This window comes from Vibrio sp. CB1-14 (assembly GCF_040412085.2).
GTDB lineage: Bacteria > Pseudomonadota > Gammaproteobacteria > Enterobacterales > Vibrionaceae > Vibrio > Vibrio chaetopteri.
On the sequence record NZ_CP115921.1, the window covers coordinates 544,697 to 567,122 of the forward strand.

Here is a 22,426-nt window from a genome sequence, read left to right on the forward strand (position 1 = left end):
TTTCATTATTTTATTTCAACGTAATTTATTCTAATTTGCTCGTTCTACCCGAACATTAATCACAATCTCACCTGAATAGATAAGTGACAAAAGAATGTAGAATAAAAAGTCTATTCCATCTATTCATGAGTCACCAATTCTTCATTTGAGAAATAATTTCACAATCAATTAAAACCAACATAGTAAAGTTACAATCTATACCGACTTAGTGAAATGATAATCTTTGGTAATTTTGAGGGCAAAATTTGCATAGTGTGTGAGTTAAAATAACTGAGAATTGATCGCGTTACTGGATGAGCAATCCACGTCGGTTAAAAAGGTAATCACCAAGATGCTCCCCCTCTAAGATCTCTCAATGCTCGAAAAAAGAGCCCGTCATGGATGACGGGCTCACCGATTTAACTCATTGGGTAAAACTACCCTAGTGACTTCATGTACAGCGCTAGCACTTCATCAGGGGTCATGCTGACAGGATTTCCACCTGCGCATGGGTCTGCCAATGCACTATCCACCCAGGCTTTTACGTCTTCTTCTGTGACACCTAACTGGCCAAACCCAGCGGGAATTCCAACACGCGAGCTGAGTTCACGTATAGCCTTCACAGCTTCAAGACTCGCCTGCTCTTCAGACATCCCATCAGTGTTGCACCCTAGGGCAACAGCCAGCTTAGCAAACTTCTCTATTTTATGTGGCCGGTTAAACTCACACACTAATGGTAAGAGAATCGCGTTGCAGACCCCGTGCGGTAGGTTCTTATGTGCGCCTGCAGGGTGTGCCATGGCATGAACCATCCCCAATCCAGCACTATTGAATGCCATACCCGCTAGGAACTGGCCTAATGCCATTTTCTCTCGCGCTTCGATATTTGAGCCATCCTCGACGGCATGAGGTAAGTACTGGCTAATCACGCGAACAGACTCTAACGCAGAGTGGTCGGTTAAGGTGTGTGCTCCCACTGAAACGTAAGCTTCAATAGCATGCGTCAGAGCATCCATACCCGTTGCTGCCGTAACATCCGCGGGTAAGCCAACCATAATGCTAGGATCATTCACCGAGATATCCGGAATAATATTACTATCAATAATAACGCACTTTACTTTGTTCCTTTCATCAGTAATGACAGCATTACTGGTCACCTCTGCAGCCGTGCCTGCGGTAGTATTGATAGCAAATAACGGTACACCTTGATTCTTTACATTGTTCACCCCTGTATAAAGAGTGATGGGTTGTGGATTTGCAGTCAGGATTTTTACCGCCTTCGCGGTATCAATAGCGCTACCTCCGCCAAAACCAATAATGTAGTTGGCACCGGACTTTTTGTAGGCTTGATACGCTTTATCAACCACTTCGACAGTAGGGTTTGGAACGGTATCGGTGAAGCAAGTGAACGATAAGTTGGACTCTTTAAGAGCAGTAATCAGCGGCTCAAGTAAACCCAGTTCCTTCAACGCATTGTCCGCGATAACGAAGCCGTCTCCAACATCTTTCGAGACTAGATGACCAACCAATTCATTGATCGCATGTTCCCCTGAAATATTAATTTTTGGTAGTGCCAAAGTAAAAGCCATATTTATTCCTTGTAATTAACAACTATATATTTACAAATAATCACAGGTCGATTATTGAAACTCGACCACAAACTTTTAGAGCGCTGATTCACCAGCGACAGAGAGTTAAAGCAAATTCTAGGCTCGATATCTAAAGCGTGAGATACGCAATCAAACTGACCAAAATAACGATCATGGTCGCTGAATAAACGTGGCGTTCAGACATACGTTTCATCAAATGAGCAGCGACAGGAACACCGAGAAATGAACCGATAAAAAACAGGATTGCTGTATGAATATCTGACTGCCCACCTTTTGCATACCCTGCTGCTGCAATGGCAGATAGACACAGTGCCAACACTACCGAAGAGCCAACAGCTTTCTTAATATCCACATGCAGCACATTGTTGAGGACAGGGAGAAGCAAAACGCCCCCACCAACGCCTGTTGAGCCCAAAACGGAGCCACAAAACATACCAGATACAATCGCCTTTTTAGTGTTCGTTTTAGGTTCAGAAGTCATGCCCTGCTTGACCTTAGACGAGCTTTTGAATTTAGAGAACACAGAAATCAAGGAACCAACCATCACAGTAGTCACCAGCCAAGCAACCATCTGCTCTGTCCTTTGTGAGTAAAACGGATGTGTGCTGAAGTAAACGACTAACTGAGTAACCATCAAGGTAACCGGAACCGCTCCAACAAAAAGTAGCGCTATCTTGTTCCAAGATACGTTACGAGCTTTTATGTGTACTAGGGAAGCGTTGATTTTTACCATCGCTGAAATCATACTTGCGGTGCCGACCGCCAACACCGGAGACATGCCACAAAATAACTGCAACATGGGTATTAACAGCACGCCTCCGCCAACCCCCGTTAGTCCCAAACACAAACCAAATATGCTTCCCAAAATCAGCTTCAATACCACTGCATCCGCAGACCACACGTTCGTCAACAGCTCATAGAATGGCATAAACCACCTCCTTAACAAACAAAAACAAAACCCCTTTTTAATTTTTACAATCTAACGTGCCAATTTGTTTTTGGTTTATGGTGTTGATCATATTTCGTCTGTTTTTTTTGCAGTACACTAATCCTTCCAACAGCTCGCAATGACGGCAGAATGACGATACCAATACCAACATCACTAAAAGAGATGACCAATAGAATCACCGTTGGCAAGCGAGAAGCCGTCTACTTTAGTCAAGATAAGGCATCTGGGTTTTATCGCGTTGAAAGTGGATTTATCGGGCTTTACCAGGTAGCAGAAACCGGAAAAGAATCGTTACTAAGATTGTATGGAAAGGGCTCGTATTTTGGGTATCGGTCTCTATTTACCTATCAGCGCTATCCCGCAACGGCAAGGGCAATGGAAGACAGTGTTATCAGTCGGGTGAATGTCCACTCTTTTGAAGACTTGCAACACCTATCCCCCTCACTGACCAAAGCCCTCACAACCGAGGTGTGTCAAGAGTTGGGCGAAGCCGAGCGACGTCTCGTTCAATTTAGTGCTTTCAACGCTAAAAACAGAATCATCGATGCGATACAGCATTTCTTTGCGCACTATCCCCACTATCCTTGGACCTATCGCGAAATTAGCGAATACAGTGCTACCGACGTCACGACGGTGATTCGGTTTTGTAAGTTACTCAAACAATCCGGTGTGCTTTGCAAACACCATCGCAACCCCCACCCGCTCGATCTATCAAAACTGAGGAGCACTCATTGGATGTCCAAGGAAAACGTTGAATGAAAAAGCCCTGTCCTAAGAAGTCACCATGGCGTGAAGAGGGGAACGCACCTGATTATCGTTTCTCACTTGCCAACGAAAGAACCTATCTGGCGTGGATTAGAACATCGCTTGCCTTGTTAGCCGGTGCTATTGCTCTTGACCAACTTACACCAGAGCTTTCAAACCCATTAGTGCGGCTGCTGCTTTCTTGTTTCCTGTGTCTCTGCTCAGGCGCGGTTGGGATCTATGCTTACCGACGATGGTCTCGCAACGAACAGGCGATGAGGTTAAACCAAGAGCTCCAATACACATCGAACATGAAGATAATTAGTACCACCATTTTGGTGCTTACTTTCATCATCGCGTTGGCCATCACTCTATGAGTGCGGTAAATGGTCTGCAGTTAGAACGCACTGTCTTGTCATGGCTGCGGACACAGTTGGTTCTATTTGCCATCGGTGTGGCATTGATAAAGGTGTCGCTCACTCATGATGCCACTCTCATTTATCTATGTGGTGCAACGGCAATGCTGGTTGCCATCATGTGTTCTCTCTCCCACGCGAGAATGATCAAGTTTTTTACTTCAATAATAATAATGCTGATAGCAGCAGCCTACGCCCTAACTATGCTATCTGATGCCTTTTCATAGGAAAACTACAATGAACCAAATTTCCAACTGTCATGTGATGGCCAAACCGTCTGGTTCGGTATGTAATATCGACTGTGACTACTGCTTTTACCTAGAGAAAGAGAAACTCTACCCTGATAGGCAAAAGAACTGGCGCATGGATGAGGAAACGCTTGAGGTGTTTATTCAGCAATACATCGATGCGCAGCAGGGCGATACCGTTCAATTTGCCTGGCAAGGAGGAGAGCCAACACTACTCGGTGTGGACTTTTATCGCACCGTAGTTCAATTGTGCGAACGTTATCGGGGCAACAAAAAGATCTCACACGGTTTTCAAACTAATGGGATTTTGATCAACGACGAATGGTGTGAGCTGTTCAAACAAAACGACTTTTTGATTGGTGTTTCTATTGATGGGCCAGAGGACCTTCATGATGCATATCGCACCAACACGAGCGGCAAAGGTACCCATCGCAAAGTTGTCGATGCGATCGAGTTATTAAAAAAATATGGTGTCGAATTTAATACCCTTACCGTCGTCAACGATAAGAACGTCAAACACCCACTTAAGGTCTACCAATACTTAAAAAGCATTGGATCGAACTTCATTCAGTTCATTCCTCTGGTAGAGCGACAAGAATCCGACCAGCAGACAAACGATACCTGGTTAGTTAACCCAGATCAAAAAGATGGCAAGGTCACGCCTTGGTCAGTCCAACCCGATGAGTACGGTCAATTCCTAAATACCATCTTCGATTACTGGGTCACCAAAGATGTAGGACGAGTATTTGTTCAGCAATTTGATACCACTTTAACGACCTGGCTTGGACAGTCGAGCCCAATATGTGTATTTTCGCCAAGGTGCGGGCATGCATTTGCCATCGAGGCGAATGGTGACCTATTTCAATGTGACCACTACGTCTATCCAGAATATAAACTTGGCAATATCCACGACCGTACAATCAAGTCGATGAACAATAGCGAAGAAGCGATTAATTTCGGACTCAACAAATCTAAACAACTGAATAGTAAGTGTCTGTCATGCCGATATCGATTCGCATGCCATGGTGGTTGCCCGAAACATCGCTTTTTGCCAGGACCAACAGGTGAACTCGACCATAACTATTTATGTCAAGGATACTTTAGCTTCTTCGACCATTCTCAGCATGCGATGGCTTACATGGCAAAGCTGATCAAAAGTGGCCAATCACCAGCCAAGATTATGGATCAGTTCTCGAGTAACACTATGGAAAGGGTGGGTAGCAATGACGCCTGTCCATGTGGCAGCGGGAAGAAATATAAGCGCTGTTGTGCGTAAATGACATCGAGTGACCGTAAGTTATTGAGAACATAAAGTAACCGGGCGAATTGACTAAAAATCCCGGTATCAAAAAAAGTCCATAGTGGCGACACTATGGACTTTATCTTTTAGCATAATAGCGACAATTTGCGCGTTAACTATGCTTCTAAAAAACTGGATCCCTAAAAACTAGACTTCTAGAATTTCGGGGGCCGTTCCTTCGATGCGATAGATCTCGTCAAGAAGAAGTTGTCTAAGCTTCTCTTTAACCGGTTTCAAATCCTCGTTAGCAACTAGGTTTTCTAACTGATTAGGATCGTCTACGAGGTTGTATAAGAACTCTTCTTGATAAACCGCACTTTCTTTCTCAATCAAGCCACTTTGGTCCGGAGCCGATACCGAGTATGTCCATGTGTCAGTACGAATGGCACGGCCAATTTGTGACTCACTGATCTGAATGAAGCTCACATTGTCTTTCTTGGCATTATCAATGTACAAATCTTGCAGCGGTTGACCTTGCATGTAGCTCGGTACATTGATGCCAGCCGCCTTAAGCAGAGTCGGAACAACATCGATAATACTCGCGTGATCGTCAATCACCTGACCCGCTTTCGCTCGTGGATCGTAGATCACGAATGGAATACGGATCGAAGAGTCATGGCATGAGCGCTTGTATTCACTGTTACGTGTCTTGAAGTGAGAGCCGTGATCACTCAGATAGATGATGACCGTGTTGTCATCTAATCCTTTATCTTTCACCGCTTGGCGGATTTTACCCACGTTTTGGTCTAGGTTGTTGCAACACCCTAGATAGTCTGGATACTCCTCAGCCCAATCTCCATCAACAAATGGTTCAAGATCACCAGGCACCTTAAAGTTGCTCCATTTTTCTTGCGACCCATGTGAGCCTTCGTAGGTTTTACGATCATTCTGATGATGCGGCTCTAGGTAAGACAAGAATAAGAAGAACGGCTTCTCTTCTTGGTAATTACCGATGTAATCTGTAGTCAAGTCAGTCAAAAAGTCAGCACGATAAACATCTTCATCCCAACTTACTTTGTTGCCATCGATGTCGAACATGTGTCCACCGTAGCCATGTGAAGTGCCCTCAAGGATATCTGATGCAACCCAGAAGTCTTTATAACCACCGCGATATTGTTTTGGTATTGCTGTGAAACAGTTATCGATCGTTTCACCTGAACTCTCTGTTGGTGCCGCTACAACAAAGCCTTCATGAGCAGTGTTGTTTGACGCTAGGTGCCACTTACCTACGTAACCGACGCTGTATCCCTCGTCAGAAAGAAAGTGAGCCACGGTTTTTTGACCTTGAGGGAGAATAATGTCATTTCGAAAGCAACCTGTTTCGGTTGGATATAGCCCCGTTTGCATTGTCGAACGTGTAGGGCCACATACAGGGTTAACTGTAAATGCGTTCTCGAACATGACACCATCGCGTGCAAGCTCATCGAGATTTGGGGTCACCGGCAATTCCTGACCGTAACAACCTAACGTATCCCAACGCTGTTGATCGCTAAAAATTACAATGATGTTCGGCTTGTTCATATTTACCTCTTGATACTAATTTGTTTCGTAGCTTTAGCTGATCGTCATTACGCTAAATAAAACATCTCTGTTAACTCTGTCGATTTTGGGCTGCTATCAGGATTCGTCTCCATGATATCTTCCATATAACGCCACCATTCCTGACAAGCTTCAGTTTTTGAAACGCAGTTCCATTTTTCTAAGGATTCTAACTCGACATAGCCAAACAGACAACCGGTCTCCTGATCTAGAAAGATAGAGTAGTTGTTTGCTCCCGCTTCTTTAAGCACCGCGACTAACTCAGGAAAAACGTTATCATGACGTTTTTTGTATTCTTCAAACTGACCGGGATTAACTTTGAGTTTAAACGCTTTTCTAATCACCTAACGTCCCCTCACGCCAATGCTTTTTCATTCAACGTTACGTTGAATGCAGACTCTAGTTCTTTGAATTCTTGGGGTTGAATAGTCTGTCGTTTACCACCCATAGCAAGAACTTTAACGAGTATCTCAGCGGCCTTCTCTGCCGTATCCATCAAGCCAAACGCAAGGCTTAGGTCTTCTGCAGAACAGAACGTGCCATGGTGAGCCCAAATAGCGACATCGAACGTTTTCATCAACTCACTCGTGTACTCTGCGATGGCGCGGCCACCGGGTACCATCCAAGGAACAATCCCCACGCCAGCAGGGAATACTACCGGACACTCGGTCGCCATTTCCCACAATTCGCGAGTAAATGTCTCAGCTTCAAGTGGCAAGACAAAGGTAAGTGCGATTAAGTTTGTTGTATGAGAGTGCATCACGACTCGATGCGCACCACCCGTTTCATCATATTTGACTGAGTGGTTCATAAGATGCGCAGGTAGCTCACTCGTTGGCTTCGCGTTGTTAATAAGCCCCCAGAGAGTTCTGTACTGAGTACCATCTTCTGATACTTGGATGATTCCCGCATTCTCTTCAATACACACTTCTACGTTTCGAAAGTACTTACCGCTACCTGTGACGATAAAGTATTCATTGGCCAGATTCGCGACCGTCACACCGATGTCCGCCCATTGCGATGCCTCATCAAAAAATGGACGAGCCTGTTCGACTTCGGATTCCGTTAAACGGTAGGACAAGTTGCCACCATTACGCTCATGCCACCCTTTTAGCCATGCATCGTGGGTCGTTTTTTTAAACTCTTGTATAAATGCTAACTTATCCATTATTTGCCTCGCTTAAACAAAACGTCTTGCTCGTATAGTTCGACCGCTCTAAACCAATCTTCGTTTGCTGGTACATCGTTTGACTCACAGAAGTAGTTCCAAATATCACCCATTGGGTAGGTTTTTAGCTCTTCCATTAGAACTAGACGCTGAGTGAAGTCACCTTCATTTTGTAACTCGGTCAACTTGTCATGCGGCATAAGCATGGCTTCAAGCAGTGCTTTTTGCATATTGCGTGTGCCCAATACCCAAGCAGCTACGCGGTTGATGCTGGCATCAAAGAAATCTAGGCCGAGGTAAACGTTATCCAAGCTATCAGTACGAACCAGCTCTTTTGCAATTTCTCTAACTTCATCGTTTAGCGTTACGACATGATCACTGTCCCAACGAACAGGGCGAGTCACATGCAAAGCAAGCTCGTCTTGATAAAGCAGCATAGATGAAATCTTGTCAGCAACTGACTCCGTCGGGTGGTAGTGGCCATTATCTAACAAGCAAAGTTTATTGTTCGCAATCGCGTACCCCATATAAAACTCGTGCGAACCAACCGTGTATGATTCAACACCGATACCGAATACCTTTGACTCTACAGAATCCTTGTTGAACTGTTCGTCAACGTCTACTGCGAAGATCTCATCAAGTGATTCTTTTAGGCGCTGGCGCGGTTCCAAACGATTGCTTGGGGTATCTTTATAACCGTCTGGAATCCAGATATTCGTTAGACAAGTTTGATCTAACTCCTTACCGAAGTATTCGCCAATTTTACGAGAAGCAATACAGTGCTTAATCCAAAAATCACGGATCTCTTTATCAGGGTGAGACAGCGTCAAACCTTCACTCGCATTTGGGTGAGAGAACAGGCTTGGGTTAAAGTCCAAGCCGAGGTCGCGCTCTTTCGCCCATTCAACCCAGCCTGCAAAGTGCTCTGGCTTTAACTCATCGCGATCAACTGCCACACCATGTGTCTCTGCATATAAGGCATGGAGGTTAATTTTATGCTTACCAGGGATAAGGCTCAGTGCCTTGTCTAAGTCTGCACGTAGCTCTTGAGCATTCGTCGCTTTACCAGGGTAACTACCAGTGGCGGAGATACCACCAGACAGTTCATGAGCCGCTTCCTCGAAACCCGTAACATCGTCGCCCTGCCAACAGTGAATAGAGACTTTAACGTCCTTCAATTTCTCGAGCGCAGCATCAACATCAATGCCCCATTTAGCGTAAAGTGATTTACTCAGTTCGTATCTATCTTTTAAACTCTGTTCCATGATAATTCCTAATTAAATGCTGTTTCTAATATAGTTTTTTGCTTGTTTTAAATGGGCAATCTCACCCATGGATAACATTTGTACAATGATATTTCCCACTCCAGTCGCCTCCACTGGACCGACAATAATTTCTTTATTGGTTTCCTGTTCAATAAGCTCGTTCAACAACAGGTTCTTGCAACCTCCGCCAATAACATTAATCTTATCTACCTTTTTACCGGTAACACTGACAAGTTCTTCAATATACTGGTTATAAGATTTAGCCAGACTTCGATAAACACACATGCAGACTTCACCCGTTGTTTTGGGGGTGTCCTGCCCTGTTTCTTTACAATAATCGCTAATTTCTTCAATCATATTTTCGCTGACAAAAAAGCGTTCATTGTTGACATCGATGACGGATTTAAAATGACTCGCCTCTCGAGCAAGATCAGCTAGCTCCGCGTAGGAGTACTTGTAATCCAGCATCCTTGAGACTTCTTGAACTATCCAAAGTCCCATGATGTTCTTCAAAAATCGATATCGCTTGTTATATCCACCTTCATTGGTGAAATTACTTTCACGAGATATATCGGAGACTATCGGCTTATCAAGCTCGGTACCTAATAGTGACCAGGTTCCAGAACTCAGAATCACCCCATCATCATCTAGATCGAGAACACTCGCGATAAATGCAGACGCGGTATCGTGTGTTGCTGGCAACACGACTTCACAGTCAAATCCGACCGCTTCTTGTATTGTTGACTTCAGATTGCCAAGACGATGACCTGGATATTGAGGCTTAGAAAAAATATCTCTACTAATACCGCATACTTCCAACAAGTCTCTATCCCAATCATCACTATCAACGTTCAACATTTGAGTTGTGGTTGCATTGGTATACTCATTGGCTTTCACACCAGTTAGGAGATAATTAATATAATCAGGGATCATCAAAAAAGAGCATGCTGCTTGCTTATTTTTTGAATCCACAGAGCTCATCTGATACAGAGTGTTGAACTCCATAAACTGAATGCCTGTTTTACGATATATTTCGCGATGTCCAACTTGATCGCAGACGTCATTCATAACACCTTTAGTACGACTGTCTCGATACGAAACTGTGTTACCTATAACGTGATCGTCACTATCAAGAAGAACAAAATCGACACCCCAGGTATCAATACCGATGCTTTTAGGTATTTTCCCCAAAAAAACACATTGCTTTAGCCCCTTAATAATATGGCTAAATAGCTTATCGACTTCCCAACATAACTGATTGTCGACAGATGCAAGCTTGTTCTCAAAACGGTATATTTCTTCAAGCACTATTTGTTCATTTTCAATATGACCTAATAAGTGCCTTCCACTAGAAGCACCTATATCGATTGCCAAAAAGTAATTCATAACTATCTCCCAGTGTTTGAATTAATCATACAAGAAACAACGGCCAACAAAATGCGCTAAATTGCCCTTAATGGTGTCATTTTTTGCAGCTCTTACCTTGGCATTGCTGGAAGTCTGCTATAAAGGTTTCATATTAAAATAGGAGTTGAGGTTAGTGTGCGCTCACACTCAATGGATATGGCGGTCGGGAATAGAAATGAAAGCTCAGCGAAAGAAAAAGTTAAAGTTAAAGTGATTGATAGATTGAAACAAAATAAACCAGTTACCAAGATTGGCAACTGGTGTACTAGAGTCAACGTAAACGAGGGGGTTCAATCAAGACCTAATTAAGATGATAAATACTTAAGTCCATCTGTTAATCATTATATTCTAATAGTCACACATAAACTATAGCGATTTCCTGCCAGTCATAAGGTTAATTTTTGCCAAGTTAAAAATAATTATCTAGAACAACTACTTTTGTCTATCAACTGTTTAAAACCACATACTCCAAATGTTATATTTTTGAAAAACCTGAACACTCGACTTTATATACCGCTATTAACAATCAAAAAACACGAACAAAGACGCGGCAAAATATATTATTTCGCATCAAATGATGCACTTTGGGCAACTTATGATGCTTAGATAGGCAAAAACAATTATTGTTCACTGAGATGACTATATAAATACTAACCGATGTTTGGTTATATGATATCGATTAGGTGATACAATATGAAAAAAGTTGCGCTATTGCTCAGCAATGGATTTGAAGAAGGCGAGGCAATAAACGTTGTCGATATATTGCGGCGTTTGCAGATTTCAGTCACTCTATTATCTTGTGAACTAGAGCTTAAACTCACTTCCTACCATGGCCTAGAGATTGTTGCTGATGAACTGTTCGCTAACAACCTTGATAGTGATTATGAAGCAGTGATTCTTGTGGGTGATCCACCGAATACAGATAAACTCGGCAACGATAGTACCGTTGTTCAGTTCATTAAGAAACACATAGATAAAGGAGCTTACATTGCTGCTCTATGTTCCTCTGGCGCTAAGGTCTTGGCGAAAAACTCGCTATTGGGTCTGCATCGCTATGTGTGTTGTGGTGACTTTCATTTAAACTATGCTGATGGTTCATACATCAACCAACCCGTCGTGATTGATGGTCAATTTATATCCGGTCAAGACTATGGATATACCATGGACTTTGCATTCGCGATAGCAGATATTCTAATCGGAGATAAGAGAACAAGGTCAAGTGAGATGAGTGATGTAGATTGGGTTGCAAAGCATATTAACTACCGCCGATTTACTGATTATTGGCTTTAACTGTCGTTTAGAAGCTCGAGATTTTTCAGAATCAAGCATATAAAAGAAGCTAGCAAGAACAGTCTCTTGTTGGCTTCTTTTATTGCTTCTCTTCGAATTAGCTATCTAAAAAGTAAGTTGGTCAAGGCTTTCCTTTCGAATGCCCAATTAGATAGTAACACAGGCCCTATCTGTCTGAATTTTCATGAGGCTTAGCTTGCCATGTCTTGCTCGCCTCCAAGATACCATGTCATTAGTATCGCTATCATAGGTATTCTACAACACGTTAATTTTTCGCTTGCGTTATATTGTCAGAAATCTATACTTCGCTGAGTTCGATAATTTTCTTAGCACTATAAATATCGGCAACTTCTTCCATAGCTATCATTTGGGAAACTATGTTCCCGATCCCTGTAGCCTCGACTGGGCCGACAATTACACTACAGTTTGTTTCTTCCTCTATGAGTTCATTGAGAAATTCGTTCTTACATCCGCCGCCAATAATGTTGATGGTTCTAATCTCTTGGCCTGTTACTTCTGCTATTTCATCAACATACTTCTTGTAGCAAATAGCTAAACTACGGTAGACGCACAAACTGACTTCCCCAACTGTCGATGGTGGTTTTTGACCCGACTCCCTGCAATAATTGACGATTTCCTCAATCATGTTTTCGTTCACAAAGAACCTCTGATCATTGACATCAATAACTGATGTGAAATTCTTAGCTTCTTTTGCTAGATTGACTAACTCCGAAAACGAATATCTATAGTCAAGATTTCGAGACACTTCTTGGACAATCCATAAGCCCATTATATTCTTTAGAAAGCGATACCGTTTATCTAATCCACCCTCGTTAGTAAAGTTTTTAAGTCTTGATTGTTCATTAACGATTGGCTCTAGCAGCTCTTTCCCCAATAAGGACCAAGTTCCCGAACTAAGAATAACGCCACTATCTTCAATGTTTAAACTACTCGCTATGAATGACGCCCCAGTATCATGGGTGGGTGGTAAAATCACTTCACAATCAAAACCGAGTTCATCGACTAATTCTTGCCTTAGATTGCCGACTTTTGATAGTGGAGGCAAAACTTCATGGAATACTTCTTTTTTTAATCCAACAAAATCAATGAGTTCCTCGTCCCATCCGTTTGCTTCTATGTTGTACAGTTGTGTTGTTGTCGCGTTTGTATATTCGTTTACTTTTTTCCCTGTCAGTAAGTAGTTCAAGTAATCAGGGATCATAAGGAATGATTTGGCTTGGGACTTAACTTCTTCGGAGAGTGTCATTAACTGGCAAATAGTATTAAAGTCCATGAATTGAATACCAGTTTTCGCATAGAGTGCTTCACTACCAATTTGTGAGCAAATCTCTTTCATCACTCCTTTGGTTCGCTTATCACGATAAGACACCGCATGACCGATCATGCTATCTTCACCGTCCAAAAGGACGAAATCAACTCCCCAAGTGTCAACCCCCAATGCCGAGGGTTGTTTCCCCTGCTCTACACACTTTCGCAGACCAGTGATTATTTCAGAAAACAGATAGTCTAGATCCCAACAGAGCTGCACACCTACTTGGTAAATTTGATTGTTAAACCTATGAATTTCTTCTACCTTTAGCTTGCCATTGTCTAAATGACCCAGCAGATGTCGTCCGCTTGATGCACCAATATCAACCGCCAAAAAGTAATTCATTACAACCTCCGATGCTTACTGATCGTGTATTTTAATTGGCAATATCTAACCAATAAATACAAAGGTTTGCACTCTAAAACATCATTTTTTGCTCGACATATACGACGATTTTTTACATGCGATGTTGTCGTTATCACTACCGTGACCAGCACCCAATAATTTATCGTTCTCGTCTCCTTATTGTTGACCAAAATCACAATTAAACCACTGGTTCAAATTTTTTTTGGTTTTGAGTGTATATTTGGATTGGATACGATGTGTGGCAAATCTTGATCGTAAGTAAGTCAAAGTTTGCATCACACTACAGGGGTAGAACTGAGCACTGAGTGAGGTTGATTATGGATAGAGGGCTGTATGACTTCATGGAAAAAATGAAGTCTACCAATTTTGAGGAAGAGGGTATCATCCATAAGAAATCTGGTATCGATAGTAGCATTTTTACCGATAGATACCGTAACGTAATATCCTTTGATAAGGTGTGCCCTTCTGGAAAAATGATATCTATCAGGAAGCATACTCGTTTTATACACTACCCTGCGCACAGCCATGACTATGTTGAGATATGTTATGTCTTAAACGGAAAGTCAGTGCAAGTAGTCGAAAATGAAGAAGTAGAGCTTTTAAAGGGAGATCTCTTGTTTTTGGGGCCCGGTGTCACTCACGAAATATACCCGACCGGTGATGATGATATAATAGTAAATTTTATAATTCACAAGAAGTTCTTCAGCTATATATTTGAATTCATCAATGAATCTTGTAATTTATCTAACTTCTTTACCGATGTAGTCTTCAAGAAATCCGCTACTTCAGCACTTATTTTTTCTACCAAAGGAAAAAGCCGACTTGAGGGGTCTCTTAATGAAATGCTATCAGAACTTGATGGTAATGAAGATTTAATGGAGCCTCGCGTCAAGTTCTTGCTTGGTATCCTTGTGCTTGACCTAACACAAGAAGATCCGAAAAGAATTGAAAAGGTTTCCTATGATCAAGGTGTTCTCTGTAAAGTCATTACTTATATGGAGAGGAACCTAAAAACGGCCAACTTGAATGAGATTTCTGATCAGCTAAAAATGAAAAACTATAATTTGTCCAAGCTAATTAAAAAAGAAAGTGGAGTGACATTTAACAACCTGCTTAGGGAAATTAGGTTCAATAAATTCTGTGAGATTATTAAGATTCGGAATATAAGCATTAACGATCTCGCAATAGAGGTGGGTTTTTCGAATACCAGTGACTTCTATAAGAAGTTTAAAGCCAAGTTTGGAGTCTCTCCTAGAGAGTATCGTAATACTCATTGATTCTTAGTTTTACTACAATCCTATTTTTTATGGTTTTGTTTAATCGGTTCTTTCTAATCAACTAAGAGTCACATTCAAATCAAAGTGAAAACAAGAACGCCCGATACTATATATCGGGCGTTCTTGTTCATGTATCTTAATTTAGAGTTTACTTTTCATTACTAATTATCAGATCGCTGTTTCTTCTGCGATCGATGCTTCTTTCTCAGACGATAGCTTTGTCACCAGTTTCGATAAAGCTTCTACAAAGTAGTAGTCACCATAAATCAAGGAGCAATTGACACCCAAGCCTTTAGGGCAATTAAACGCCCCGCCAGTCAAAATTCCTTGCTGGCCATCGTCCCCTACCGTACAGTAGTTGTCATAAAGACTCTTTAGGATTCGATTAGCGGCATCAAAGTAATGTGCTTTCTTTGTTTCATCTTCAATAAGCTCAGAGATGAGAAGCATACCGCTCGCAGCACACGCTGCGGCCGAGGTATCTCTTGGCGTATTTTCATCCCTTGGACTTCTAAAGTCCCAATGTGGAACTGAATCTTCTGGTAACTGATCAATAAAGAAATCAGCGGTTCTCATGGCCGCTTCAAGGTATCTTGGCTCTTTGGTATATTTATAACTCAGTGCACAGCCATGAACTGCCCACGATGCGCCTCTACTCCAAGCTGAGTCCTCATTGTAACCTTGACCACCGTAGTAACTTTTTACATCGCCAGTCATATAGTCAAACTCAACCATATGCCTTACTGAACCATCTGGCCGAATAAACTCTTTAAGCACTGTATCAGCATGCGCCATGGCAATCAGTTTGAACCGCGGTGCATCGAGTTGATCGGCAGCCCAGTACAGAAGGGGCAAGTTCATCATGCTGTCGATAATACTCAAACCTCTCGGGTCTGCAGCACTTACATCATTCTTGTTCCAAGCAGTTAAGAAACGCCCATTGATATTAAATCGGCTTGCCAAATGGCTTGCGGCTCTAAGTGCGCGATTTTTAGAGCGCTCGTTGCCAAACAATTCATACTGTTTGATCGAAGTAAGTTGCCACATAAAGCCAACATCATGGTGGATATTAACATATTCATCGAGTGAGCCATCCATGGTCTTCTCACGTGCTATGGCAATGTCTTTGAACGGTTGGTAGTGCTCTTTCTCATACAGCAACCACAGCAAGCCAGGCCAAAAGCCGACAACCCACGCCCAAGGTGCGTGGGTATCTTCATAACAACCTTCCGATGTCATGGAAGGAAACTGTACTGAAATGTCTTCGCTGGTAAATTTGACTTTCTCAAACACACTTTTCCAAGCATCATTTGCCCACGTTTTCTCTGAATCCATTGCTATCCCTCTACTTCTTTCGGTGATAATTGCATTAAGTTTATAGGTCAAATATAGGGTAATCACCTTGGAAAAAACATGTCTGTTTTTGGTGTAATCAGGGATGATTTTTGCGATGGTCGGTGTGTTTGATTAAGTAGATCGGAGAATACTTCTGCATAGGTCACTCCTTAGAACCATAGCCCTGCCCTGTCCTTTTACCCCACTTTTAATCTAAACACTTTTGGTCTTTCTTATTGAATGGCTTATCTATCTGATATAAAAAACCTCCGACTAAAATATACTTAGCCGGAGGTTAAAGACGATCAATCTTTGTGTATATGATCAGACTTTATTGTCTTCCTACATCAAAAAGAGATTTCTCGAAGCCTTACTCAACCGTCACCGCTTTCGCTAGGTTACGTGGTTGGTCAACGTCAGTACCTTTGATCAATGCCACATGGTAAGACAGTAGCTGCATTGGCACTGTGTAGTAGATTGGCGCAATGATGTCGTCTACATGAGGCATTTGAATGATCTTCATGTTTTCGTCGCCTTCGAAGCCCGCTTTCTCGTCCGCAAATACATAGAGCAGACCGCCACGTGCACGTACTTCTTCGATATTTGACTTGAGCTTCTCTAGCAAATCGTTAGTTGGTGCGACAACCACAACTGGCATGTCTGCATCGATTAGCGCTAGGGGACCGTGCTTAAGTTCACCCGCTGCGTATGCTTCAGCGTGGATGTACGAAATCTCTTTAAGTTTTAGAGATGCCTCCATCGCGATAGGGTAGTACTCGCCACGACCTAAGAATAGTGTGTGGTGCTTGTCGGCGAAGTCTGTTGCTAGTGCTTCGATTTCTTTATCGAACGCTAGCGCTTTCTCGATGTTTGCAGGCAGTTCGTGTAGTGACTTAACGATTTCTGCTTCACGCTCTTCTGTCATGCGATCTTGAAGGCGAGCAATAGACACAACCATCATCAGCATTGCTGCTAGCTGAGTGGTGAATGCTTTGGTTGAAGCAACACCGATCTCTGTACCCGCGCGAGTCATGAATGCAAAGTCCGACTCACGAACCAAAGAAGAGCCCGCTACGTTACAGATAGTCATTGCAGACATGTAACCTTTCTCTTTCGCAAGGCGAAGTGCTGCTAGCGTATCGGCTGTTTCACCAGACTGTGAAAGCGTCACAAGTAGGCTGTTAGGACGAACAACGAAGTCACGGTAACGGAACTCAGACGCGATTTCTACGTCACAACTTACGCCAGCGATAGACTCAAACCAGTAGCGAGCCGCCATACCAGAGTTGTATGAAGTACCACATGCGATGATTTGAACGTGCTCAACCTTCTTAAGGATATCAACCGCGTTAACACCAATAGCTTCAGTTACTACTGCTTTGTCAGTAACACGACCTTCCATTGTGTTAATAAGCGCGCGAGGCTGCTCGAAGATCTCTTTTTGCATGAAGTGGCGGTATTGACCTTTGTCACCTGCGTCATGTTCAGCATTAGATTCAGTGATCTCGCGCTCTACAGGGTTACCATCTACATCAAGAACCTTGACGTCGCGACGAGTGATCTCAGCGACATCGCCTTCTTCTAGGTACATGAAGCGACGAGTCACGCTAAGAAGCGCAAGTTGGTCAGAAGCTAGGAAGTTTTCACCAACACCAAAACCGATAACGATTGGGCTACCAGAACGAGCGGCAACGATACGGCTTGGGTCTTTACGGTCAACAACAACAGTACCGTAAGCACCGTCAAGTTGAGCTGCGGTTTTTTGTAGCGCTTCAACCAGTGTTTCTGACGTGCGACGTTCCCACTCAACTAGGTGAGCGATTACTTCTGTATCTGTTTGAGATTGGAACACATAACCACGCTCTTGAAGTGTTGCACGCAGTTCTTCGTGGTTTTCGATGATGCCGTTGTGTACAACCGCGATATCACCAGATTCGTGTGGGTGAGCGTTCGCTTCAGATGGTTCACCGTGCGTTGCCCAGCGTGTGTGTGCGATACCTGTACCGCCTGTCACATCTTGTGCATCAACGGCATCAGCAAGCTCTTGAACCTTACCTAGGCGACGAACGCGCTTAAGCTCTAAATCAGCATCAACAACGGCTACACCCGCTGAATCATATCCACGGTACTCCAGACGGCGTAGACCCTCTACCAAAATTTCCGCTACGTCTCGTTGTGCTACCGCACCTACGATTCCACACATATCAATTCTCCATTTTTAGTTTCTGTTTCCCTCTATGAACGCAAGCAAGTCAATAAAAGAGGGATAATTCGTTTAAGCGCAAATCACCTTTACGCCATTAGATTCAATTTGAGCTTTCTGCTCTTTTGTTAAGCCTTGATCGGTCACCAGCACATCAATGGCATCCCACGCTAATTCTAGATTAGGAATTTTTCGGCCAATTTTCTCGGATTCAATCATGACGACGACTTCGCGAGCGACTTCGGCCATCACATTACTTAAGCCAATTAACTCGTTAAACGTCGTTGTGCCACGGGCTAAGTCGACACCATCTGCACCGATAAACAGCTGGTCAAAATCGTAGGAACGCAGAACGGATTCGGCGACCTTGCCTTGGAAAGACTCGGAATGCGCATCCCACGTACCACCTGTCATCAGCAGCGTAGGTTCGTTTTCCAGCTCATTAATCGCATTCGCAAGAGAAAGTGAATTGGTCATCACAACCAAACCTTTTTTATCCCCCAAGCGAGAGACCAAAGCGCCGGTTGTACTGCCGCAGTCGACCACAATGCGGTAGTGATCGTTAATCAAAGCGACAGCAGCTTCGGCAATCTTATCTTTCGTTTCAGAGGTAGCGACCGACTCACTCAGCACTTCGTCGACCGCCTCTTGTGGAAGCGAAACCGCACCGCCATAGCGACGCAGTAGCTGACCGTTTTTTTCAAGCGAAGTAAGATCTTTTCGAATCGTCACCTCAGAGGTATCGAAAAGAGCCGATAGCTCTTCAACACTGACTTCGCCGCGTTCTTGTACAAGCTGGGCGATGGAATGGCGTCGAACCTGAGTATTACGTTTTTTCACTTTAACTTTCGCTTCAAAACTTAACTGATGCGAAAATTATTTCACAACGTAAGTTAACAAGCAAGATTTGCGGTGTTTTATTTATAAGAACGCATTTGGACGACCATTTTTTGTATAGATAAGTTTCGTTTCGAAACAAATGGAGAATTCAGTATGTGCCATGGCTAATGGTCAACGTAAGTCTAGGATTTTGCTGATCAACCATTGAGTCGAGTCATGATAATCATATAGCTTGTGTGACAAGATACTCACCCGCAAAGGCGGAACGTCATCAGGCAATAAGATAATCTTTAGCGGTAACATTTTTACAAGCTGTTTAGCAACATTCGAAGGGGCGCAGAATAGCAGACCACTTTCAGCACAGATCATTCCCCCCACTGCGTAGCTCTGGGCTATCATCTGAATGTTTCTATGCAGTCCATGTTCTTTCAACCAATTGTCGATCACATCGGAGCCATTTGAGACGACTGGTAGATGAACTTGAGGGCTTGCGGCAAACTCGACCAACGAAAGCTCATCGCCGACATCACTGTCCTTTGGCGCCAAACAAACATAGGGATCGGTTATCCACGCGTACTTGTTGAAGTTAAGTGGTACCTTTTGTACATCATCGAATCCTATGTAGAGATCGAGGCGGCCACTCTCTACTCGCTCCATTTTTATATGCTCTGAATTGATATCAACAGCAACCCGAATATTCGGAGCCTTCGCGGAAAAATCCTTGGCTAGCTTTGGCATGGCGATGAACTCAAAGTAATCGCATGCACCTATGTAATAGGTTTTCGAGTCAATGCTAGGGTCAAACGCCTTTTCGGTTTGTAAGGAGCGCTCTAGGGTGCGTATCCCTTGCCTCAATGCTGGAAGCAAGGTTTGTACAAATCGGGTGGGACTCATCCCATGGCTAGTGCGCACAAACAACTCATCGTTAAAGTGTTCTCGCAACTTTGACAGGGAATGACTTGCAGCCGACTGAGTAATAAACAGCCTTTTGGCCGCTCGAGTCATGTTCCTCTCATCATCTAATGCTATAAGAATTTTTAGTTGATTAATGTCCATTGAGTGCCTTGCTAAGCAATTAGAAATCCATTCTCTGTTATGAATGTGGCTCATAACTTTATGACAATATAACATTATATTGATAATAGTACCGGAGTTACATTGTTATTAATCAAGGAGATAAATAACAATGAAAAAAGTAACCGTTGCAATTACACAGATGGCTTGTCGTTGGGATGCGCAAACAAACCTCATCCAAGCAGAGCAACTTGTTCGCGCCGCTGCAAAAGATGGGGCACAAATCATACTATTGCAGGAGTTGTTTGAGACGCCGTACTTCTGTATCGATATAAACCTAGAGCATTTTGCTCTAGCCACCTCTGTTGACGACAACCCCGCCATACAGCACTTTTCTAAGCTTGCTAAAGAATTGAACGTGGTGCTACCGATTAGCTTCTATGAAAAAGCAGGCACTGTGCGCTATAACTCCATCGTGATAATCGATGCCGACGGTGCAAATCTTGGCGTATACCGTAAGACGCATATTCCTGATACCTTTGGCTATCTAGAGAAGTACTATTTCTCACCTGGAGATACTGGCTTTAAGGTTTGGGACACCAAACATGCCAAGATAGGCGTCGGCATATGCTGGGATCAATGGTTCCCAGAGGCAGCACGAGACATGACACTGCAAGGGGCGGAACTTCTGCTCTACCCAACGGCTATTGGCTCGGAACCAAAACAGCCAGAATTAGACTCTCAACCGCACTGGCAACGCGTCATGCAAGGACACTCAGCTGCGAACCAGATCCCGGTTATCGCCTCAAACCGAGTTGGCCGTGAAGTGGGCACTACGTCCGATACAGAGATCACTTTCTTTGGCTCATCATTTATTACCGACAACACTGGGGAGAAACTCCAAGAATTAAACCGAACAGAGACGGGCTACCGATGCCAAACTCTCGATCTTGCCGATTATGAGCGTGAACGTGGCTCATGGGGGATCTTCCGTGATCGAGTGCCAGAGAAGTATCAACGAATTATGACTCAAGACGGTCGAGTTAAAGAGGCACGTCTATGATGTTAACCACGCCAAAGCAAGATGGCTTCTATATGCCAGGAGAGCATCAACCTCATGAAGCGGTTTGGTTGGGTTGGCCAGAGAGAACCGACACCTGGCCTTGGGGGGCGAAGTCAGCTCAAACAGCATTTGCCGATGTGGCCAACACCATTGCCGAGTACACCGATGTGACGGTATGCGCCTCAGCTGCTCAATTTGACCACGCTCGACTGCTATTAAATGACAATGTCCGCGTCACAGAAATGAGTATGAACGACGCTTGGTTTCGCGATATTGGCCCCACTTATCTCGTTAATAACGCAGGAGAGAGACGTGCCGTCGATTGGCAATTCAACGCTTGGGGGGGTCTCGTCGATGGGCTTTATTTCCCTTGGGATCTGGATGATGCTGTCGCCAGAAAAATCGCCAACAGTTATCAAGATAGGATTTACCGAGCACCACTGGTGCTTGAGGGTGGGTCTATCCACTGTGATGGTGAAGGAACAATCTATACCACCAAAGAGTGCCTTCTGCATCCCAGCCGTAACCCCGACCTCAGCCAACAACAAATAGAGCACCACCTCAAACAATATCTTGGTGCAACAAAGGTGATTTGGTTAGATAAAGGACTATACGCGGATGACGATACCAACGGACACGTAGACAACTTATTGCACGTGGTTCGACCGGGAGAAATCGCACTGAGCTGGACTGAGGATGAGAGTGACCCCCAATACGCAATCTCGCAACAGGCATACCAGTTATTGAACTCTAGCCAAGATGCACGAGGAAGGAATATCAAAGTGCACAAGCTGTCACTGCCCGAACCACAAACGATTCAACACCAAGAAGGGCTTGGCTTTGACGCTTGCGAGGGTATGGATCGTCAAATCGGTACTCGACTGGCCGCCAGTTACGCTAACTTTTTGATAACCAACCAATTGGTACTCTATCCAAAGCTATGCGAAAGATCTGATCCACGCGCCCAAACAGAACTAACAGCAATGTTCCCCGATCATCAGGTCATAGGAATCGATGCTCGCGCGATATTACTCGGTGGTGGCAACATTCACTGTATTACACAACAAATACCTAAAATCTGAG

Annotated in this window: 20 protein-coding genes; 8 read left to right on the plus strand and 12 right to left on the minus strand. The window is 43.6% G+C overall.

Features of this window, described 5'->3' with window-relative positions:
* Nucleotides 1-416: 416 nt before the first annotated feature.
* Nucleotides 417-1,568, minus strand: coding sequence for an iron-containing alcohol dehydrogenase (locus tag PG915_RS18525; protein WP_353499883.1), 1,152 nt, complete (start codon nt 1,566-1,568; stop codon nt 417-419).
* A 130-nt stretch (nt 1,569-1,698) separates the two neighbouring features.
* The gene (locus PG915_RS18530) at nt 1,699-2,517 is read right to left on the minus strand and encodes a sulfite exporter TauE/SafE family protein (RefSeq protein ID WP_353499884.1); all 819 of its coding nucleotides are present in this window, start codon (nt 2,515-2,517) and stop codon (nt 1,699-1,701) included.
* Between the two features lie 150 nt (nt 2,518-2,667).
* On the opposite strand from PG915_RS18530, the gene PG915_RS18535 reads away from it, so the two are divergent.
* The 4 genes from PG915_RS18535 to PG915_RS18550 are packed head-to-tail and all read left to right on the plus strand — an operon-like array spanning nt 2,668 to nt 5,222.
* Entirely contained in the window at nt 2,668-3,297 is a 630-nt protein-coding gene (locus PG915_RS18535) for a Crp/Fnr family transcriptional regulator (RefSeq protein WP_353499885.1), read from the plus strand.
* Nucleotides 3,294-3,659: a YidH family protein gene (locus tag PG915_RS18540; protein WP_353499886.1), complete on the plus strand. Its 366-nt coding sequence runs from the start codon at nt 3,294-3,296 to the stop codon at nt 3,657-3,659. The genes PG915_RS18535 and PG915_RS18540 overlap by 4 nt, the downstream gene beginning before the upstream one ends.
* The gene (locus PG915_RS18545; protein WP_353499887.1) at nt 3,656-3,925 is read left to right on the plus strand and encodes a DUF202 domain-containing protein; all 270 of its coding nucleotides are present in this window, start codon (nt 3,656-3,658) and stop codon (nt 3,923-3,925) included. The genes PG915_RS18540 and PG915_RS18545 overlap by 4 nt, the downstream gene beginning before the upstream one ends.
* Before the next feature lie 10 nt (nt 3,926-3,935).
* Nucleotides 3,936-5,222, plus strand: coding sequence for an anaerobic sulfatase maturase (locus PG915_RS18550; RefSeq protein ID WP_353499888.1), 1,287 nt, complete (start codon nt 3,936-3,938; stop codon nt 5,220-5,222).
* Between the two features lie 171 nt (nt 5,223-5,393).
* Here the strand turns inward: PG915_RS18550 and PG915_RS18555 are convergent, their stop codons facing one another.
* The 5 genes from PG915_RS18555 to rhaB (PG915_RS18575) are packed head-to-tail and all read right to left on the minus strand — an operon-like array spanning nt 5,394 to nt 10,604.
* Nucleotides 5,394-6,767 (minus strand): sulfatase-like hydrolase/transferase, encoded by a 1,374-nt coding sequence (locus tag PG915_RS18555; RefSeq protein WP_353499889.1) that lies wholly within the window; start codon nt 6,765-6,767, stop codon nt 5,394-5,396.
* Between the two features lie 47 nt (nt 6,768-6,814).
* The gene (gene rhaM / locus PG915_RS18560) at nt 6,815-7,129 is read right to left on the minus strand and encodes an L-rhamnose mutarotase (protein ID WP_353499890.1); all 315 of its coding nucleotides are present in this window, start codon (nt 7,127-7,129) and stop codon (nt 6,815-6,817) included.
* 11 nt (nt 7,130-7,140) lie between these two features.
* A complete protein-coding gene (gene rhaD, locus PG915_RS18565; RefSeq protein ID WP_353499891.1) occupies nt 7,141-7,953 on the minus strand; it encodes a rhamnulose-1-phosphate aldolase in 813 nt (270 codons plus the stop codon).
* Complete coding sequence (locus tag PG915_RS18570) at nt 7,953-9,218, minus strand: L-rhamnose isomerase (RefSeq protein WP_353499892.1); 1,266 nt, start codon at nt 9,216-9,218, stop codon at nt 7,953-7,955. Before PG915_RS18570 ends, rhaD begins: the two co-directional genes overlap by 1 nt.
* A gap of 12 nt (nt 9,219-9,230) precedes the next feature.
* Nucleotides 9,231-10,604, minus strand: a complete 1,374-nt coding sequence (gene rhaB / locus PG915_RS18575; protein WP_353499893.1) for a rhamnulokinase — start codon at nt 10,602-10,604, stop codon at nt 9,231-9,233.
* Between the two features lie 714 nt (nt 10,605-11,318).
* On the opposite strand from rhaB (PG915_RS18575), the gene PG915_RS18580 reads away from it, so the two are divergent.
* A complete protein-coding gene (locus PG915_RS18580) occupies nt 11,319-11,915 on the plus strand; it encodes a DJ-1/PfpI family protein (protein WP_353499894.1) in 597 nt (198 codons plus the stop codon).
* 298 nt (nt 11,916-12,213) lie between these two features.
* Here PG915_RS18580 and rhaB (PG915_RS18585) read toward each other — a convergent pair whose 3' ends face one another.
* Nucleotides 12,214-13,590 (minus strand): rhamnulokinase, encoded by a 1,377-nt coding sequence (gene rhaB / locus PG915_RS18585; RefSeq protein WP_353499895.1) that lies wholly within the window; start codon nt 13,588-13,590, stop codon nt 12,214-12,216.
* Between the two features lie 338 nt (nt 13,591-13,928).
* On the opposite strand from rhaB (PG915_RS18585), the gene PG915_RS18590 reads away from it, so the two are divergent.
* Nucleotides 13,929-14,888, plus strand: coding sequence for an AraC family transcriptional regulator (locus tag PG915_RS18590; protein ID WP_353499896.1), 960 nt, complete (start codon nt 13,929-13,931; stop codon nt 14,886-14,888).
* A gap of 168 nt (nt 14,889-15,056) precedes the next feature.
* Here PG915_RS18590 and PG915_RS18595 read toward each other — a convergent pair whose 3' ends face one another.
* The 4 genes from PG915_RS18595 to PG915_RS18610 all read right to left on the minus strand — a co-directional run bounded on the left by PG915_RS18595 (nt 15,057) and on the right by PG915_RS18610 (nt 20,397).
* The gene (locus PG915_RS18595; protein ID WP_353499897.1) at nt 15,057-16,223 is read right to left on the minus strand and encodes a hypothetical protein; all 1,167 of its coding nucleotides are present in this window, start codon (nt 16,221-16,223) and stop codon (nt 15,057-15,059) included.
* A 370-nt stretch (nt 16,224-16,593) separates the two neighbouring features.
* On the minus strand, nt 16,594-18,426 hold the full coding sequence (gene glmS, locus PG915_RS18600; RefSeq protein ID WP_353499898.1) for a glutamine--fructose-6-phosphate transaminase (isomerizing): 1,833 nt from the start codon (nt 18,424-18,426) through the stop codon (nt 16,594-16,596).
* 72 nt (nt 18,427-18,498) lie between these two features.
* On the minus strand, nt 18,499-19,266 hold the full coding sequence (locus tag PG915_RS18605) for a DeoR/GlpR family DNA-binding transcription regulator (RefSeq protein ID WP_353499899.1): 768 nt from the start codon (nt 19,264-19,266) through the stop codon (nt 18,499-18,501).
* Nucleotides 19,267-19,437: 171 nt separating this feature from the next.
* Nucleotides 19,438-20,397, minus strand: coding sequence for a LysR family transcriptional regulator (locus tag PG915_RS18610; RefSeq protein WP_353499900.1), 960 nt, complete (start codon nt 20,395-20,397; stop codon nt 19,438-19,440).
* Between the two features lie 55 nt (nt 20,398-20,452).
* Here PG915_RS18610 and aguB point away from each other — a divergent pair, with 55 nt between their 5' ends.
* Together aguB and aguA are read left to right on the plus strand one after the other, a co-directional pair.
* Entirely contained in the window at nt 20,453-21,343 is an 891-nt protein-coding gene (gene aguB / locus PG915_RS18615) for an N-carbamoylputrescine amidase (RefSeq protein WP_353499901.1), read from the plus strand.
* A complete protein-coding gene (gene aguA / locus PG915_RS18620; protein ID WP_353499902.1) occupies nt 21,340-22,425 on the plus strand; it encodes an agmatine deiminase in 1,086 nt (361 codons plus the stop codon). The genes aguB and aguA overlap by 4 nt, the downstream gene beginning before the upstream one ends.
* Nucleotide 22,426: the final 1 nt, after the last annotated feature.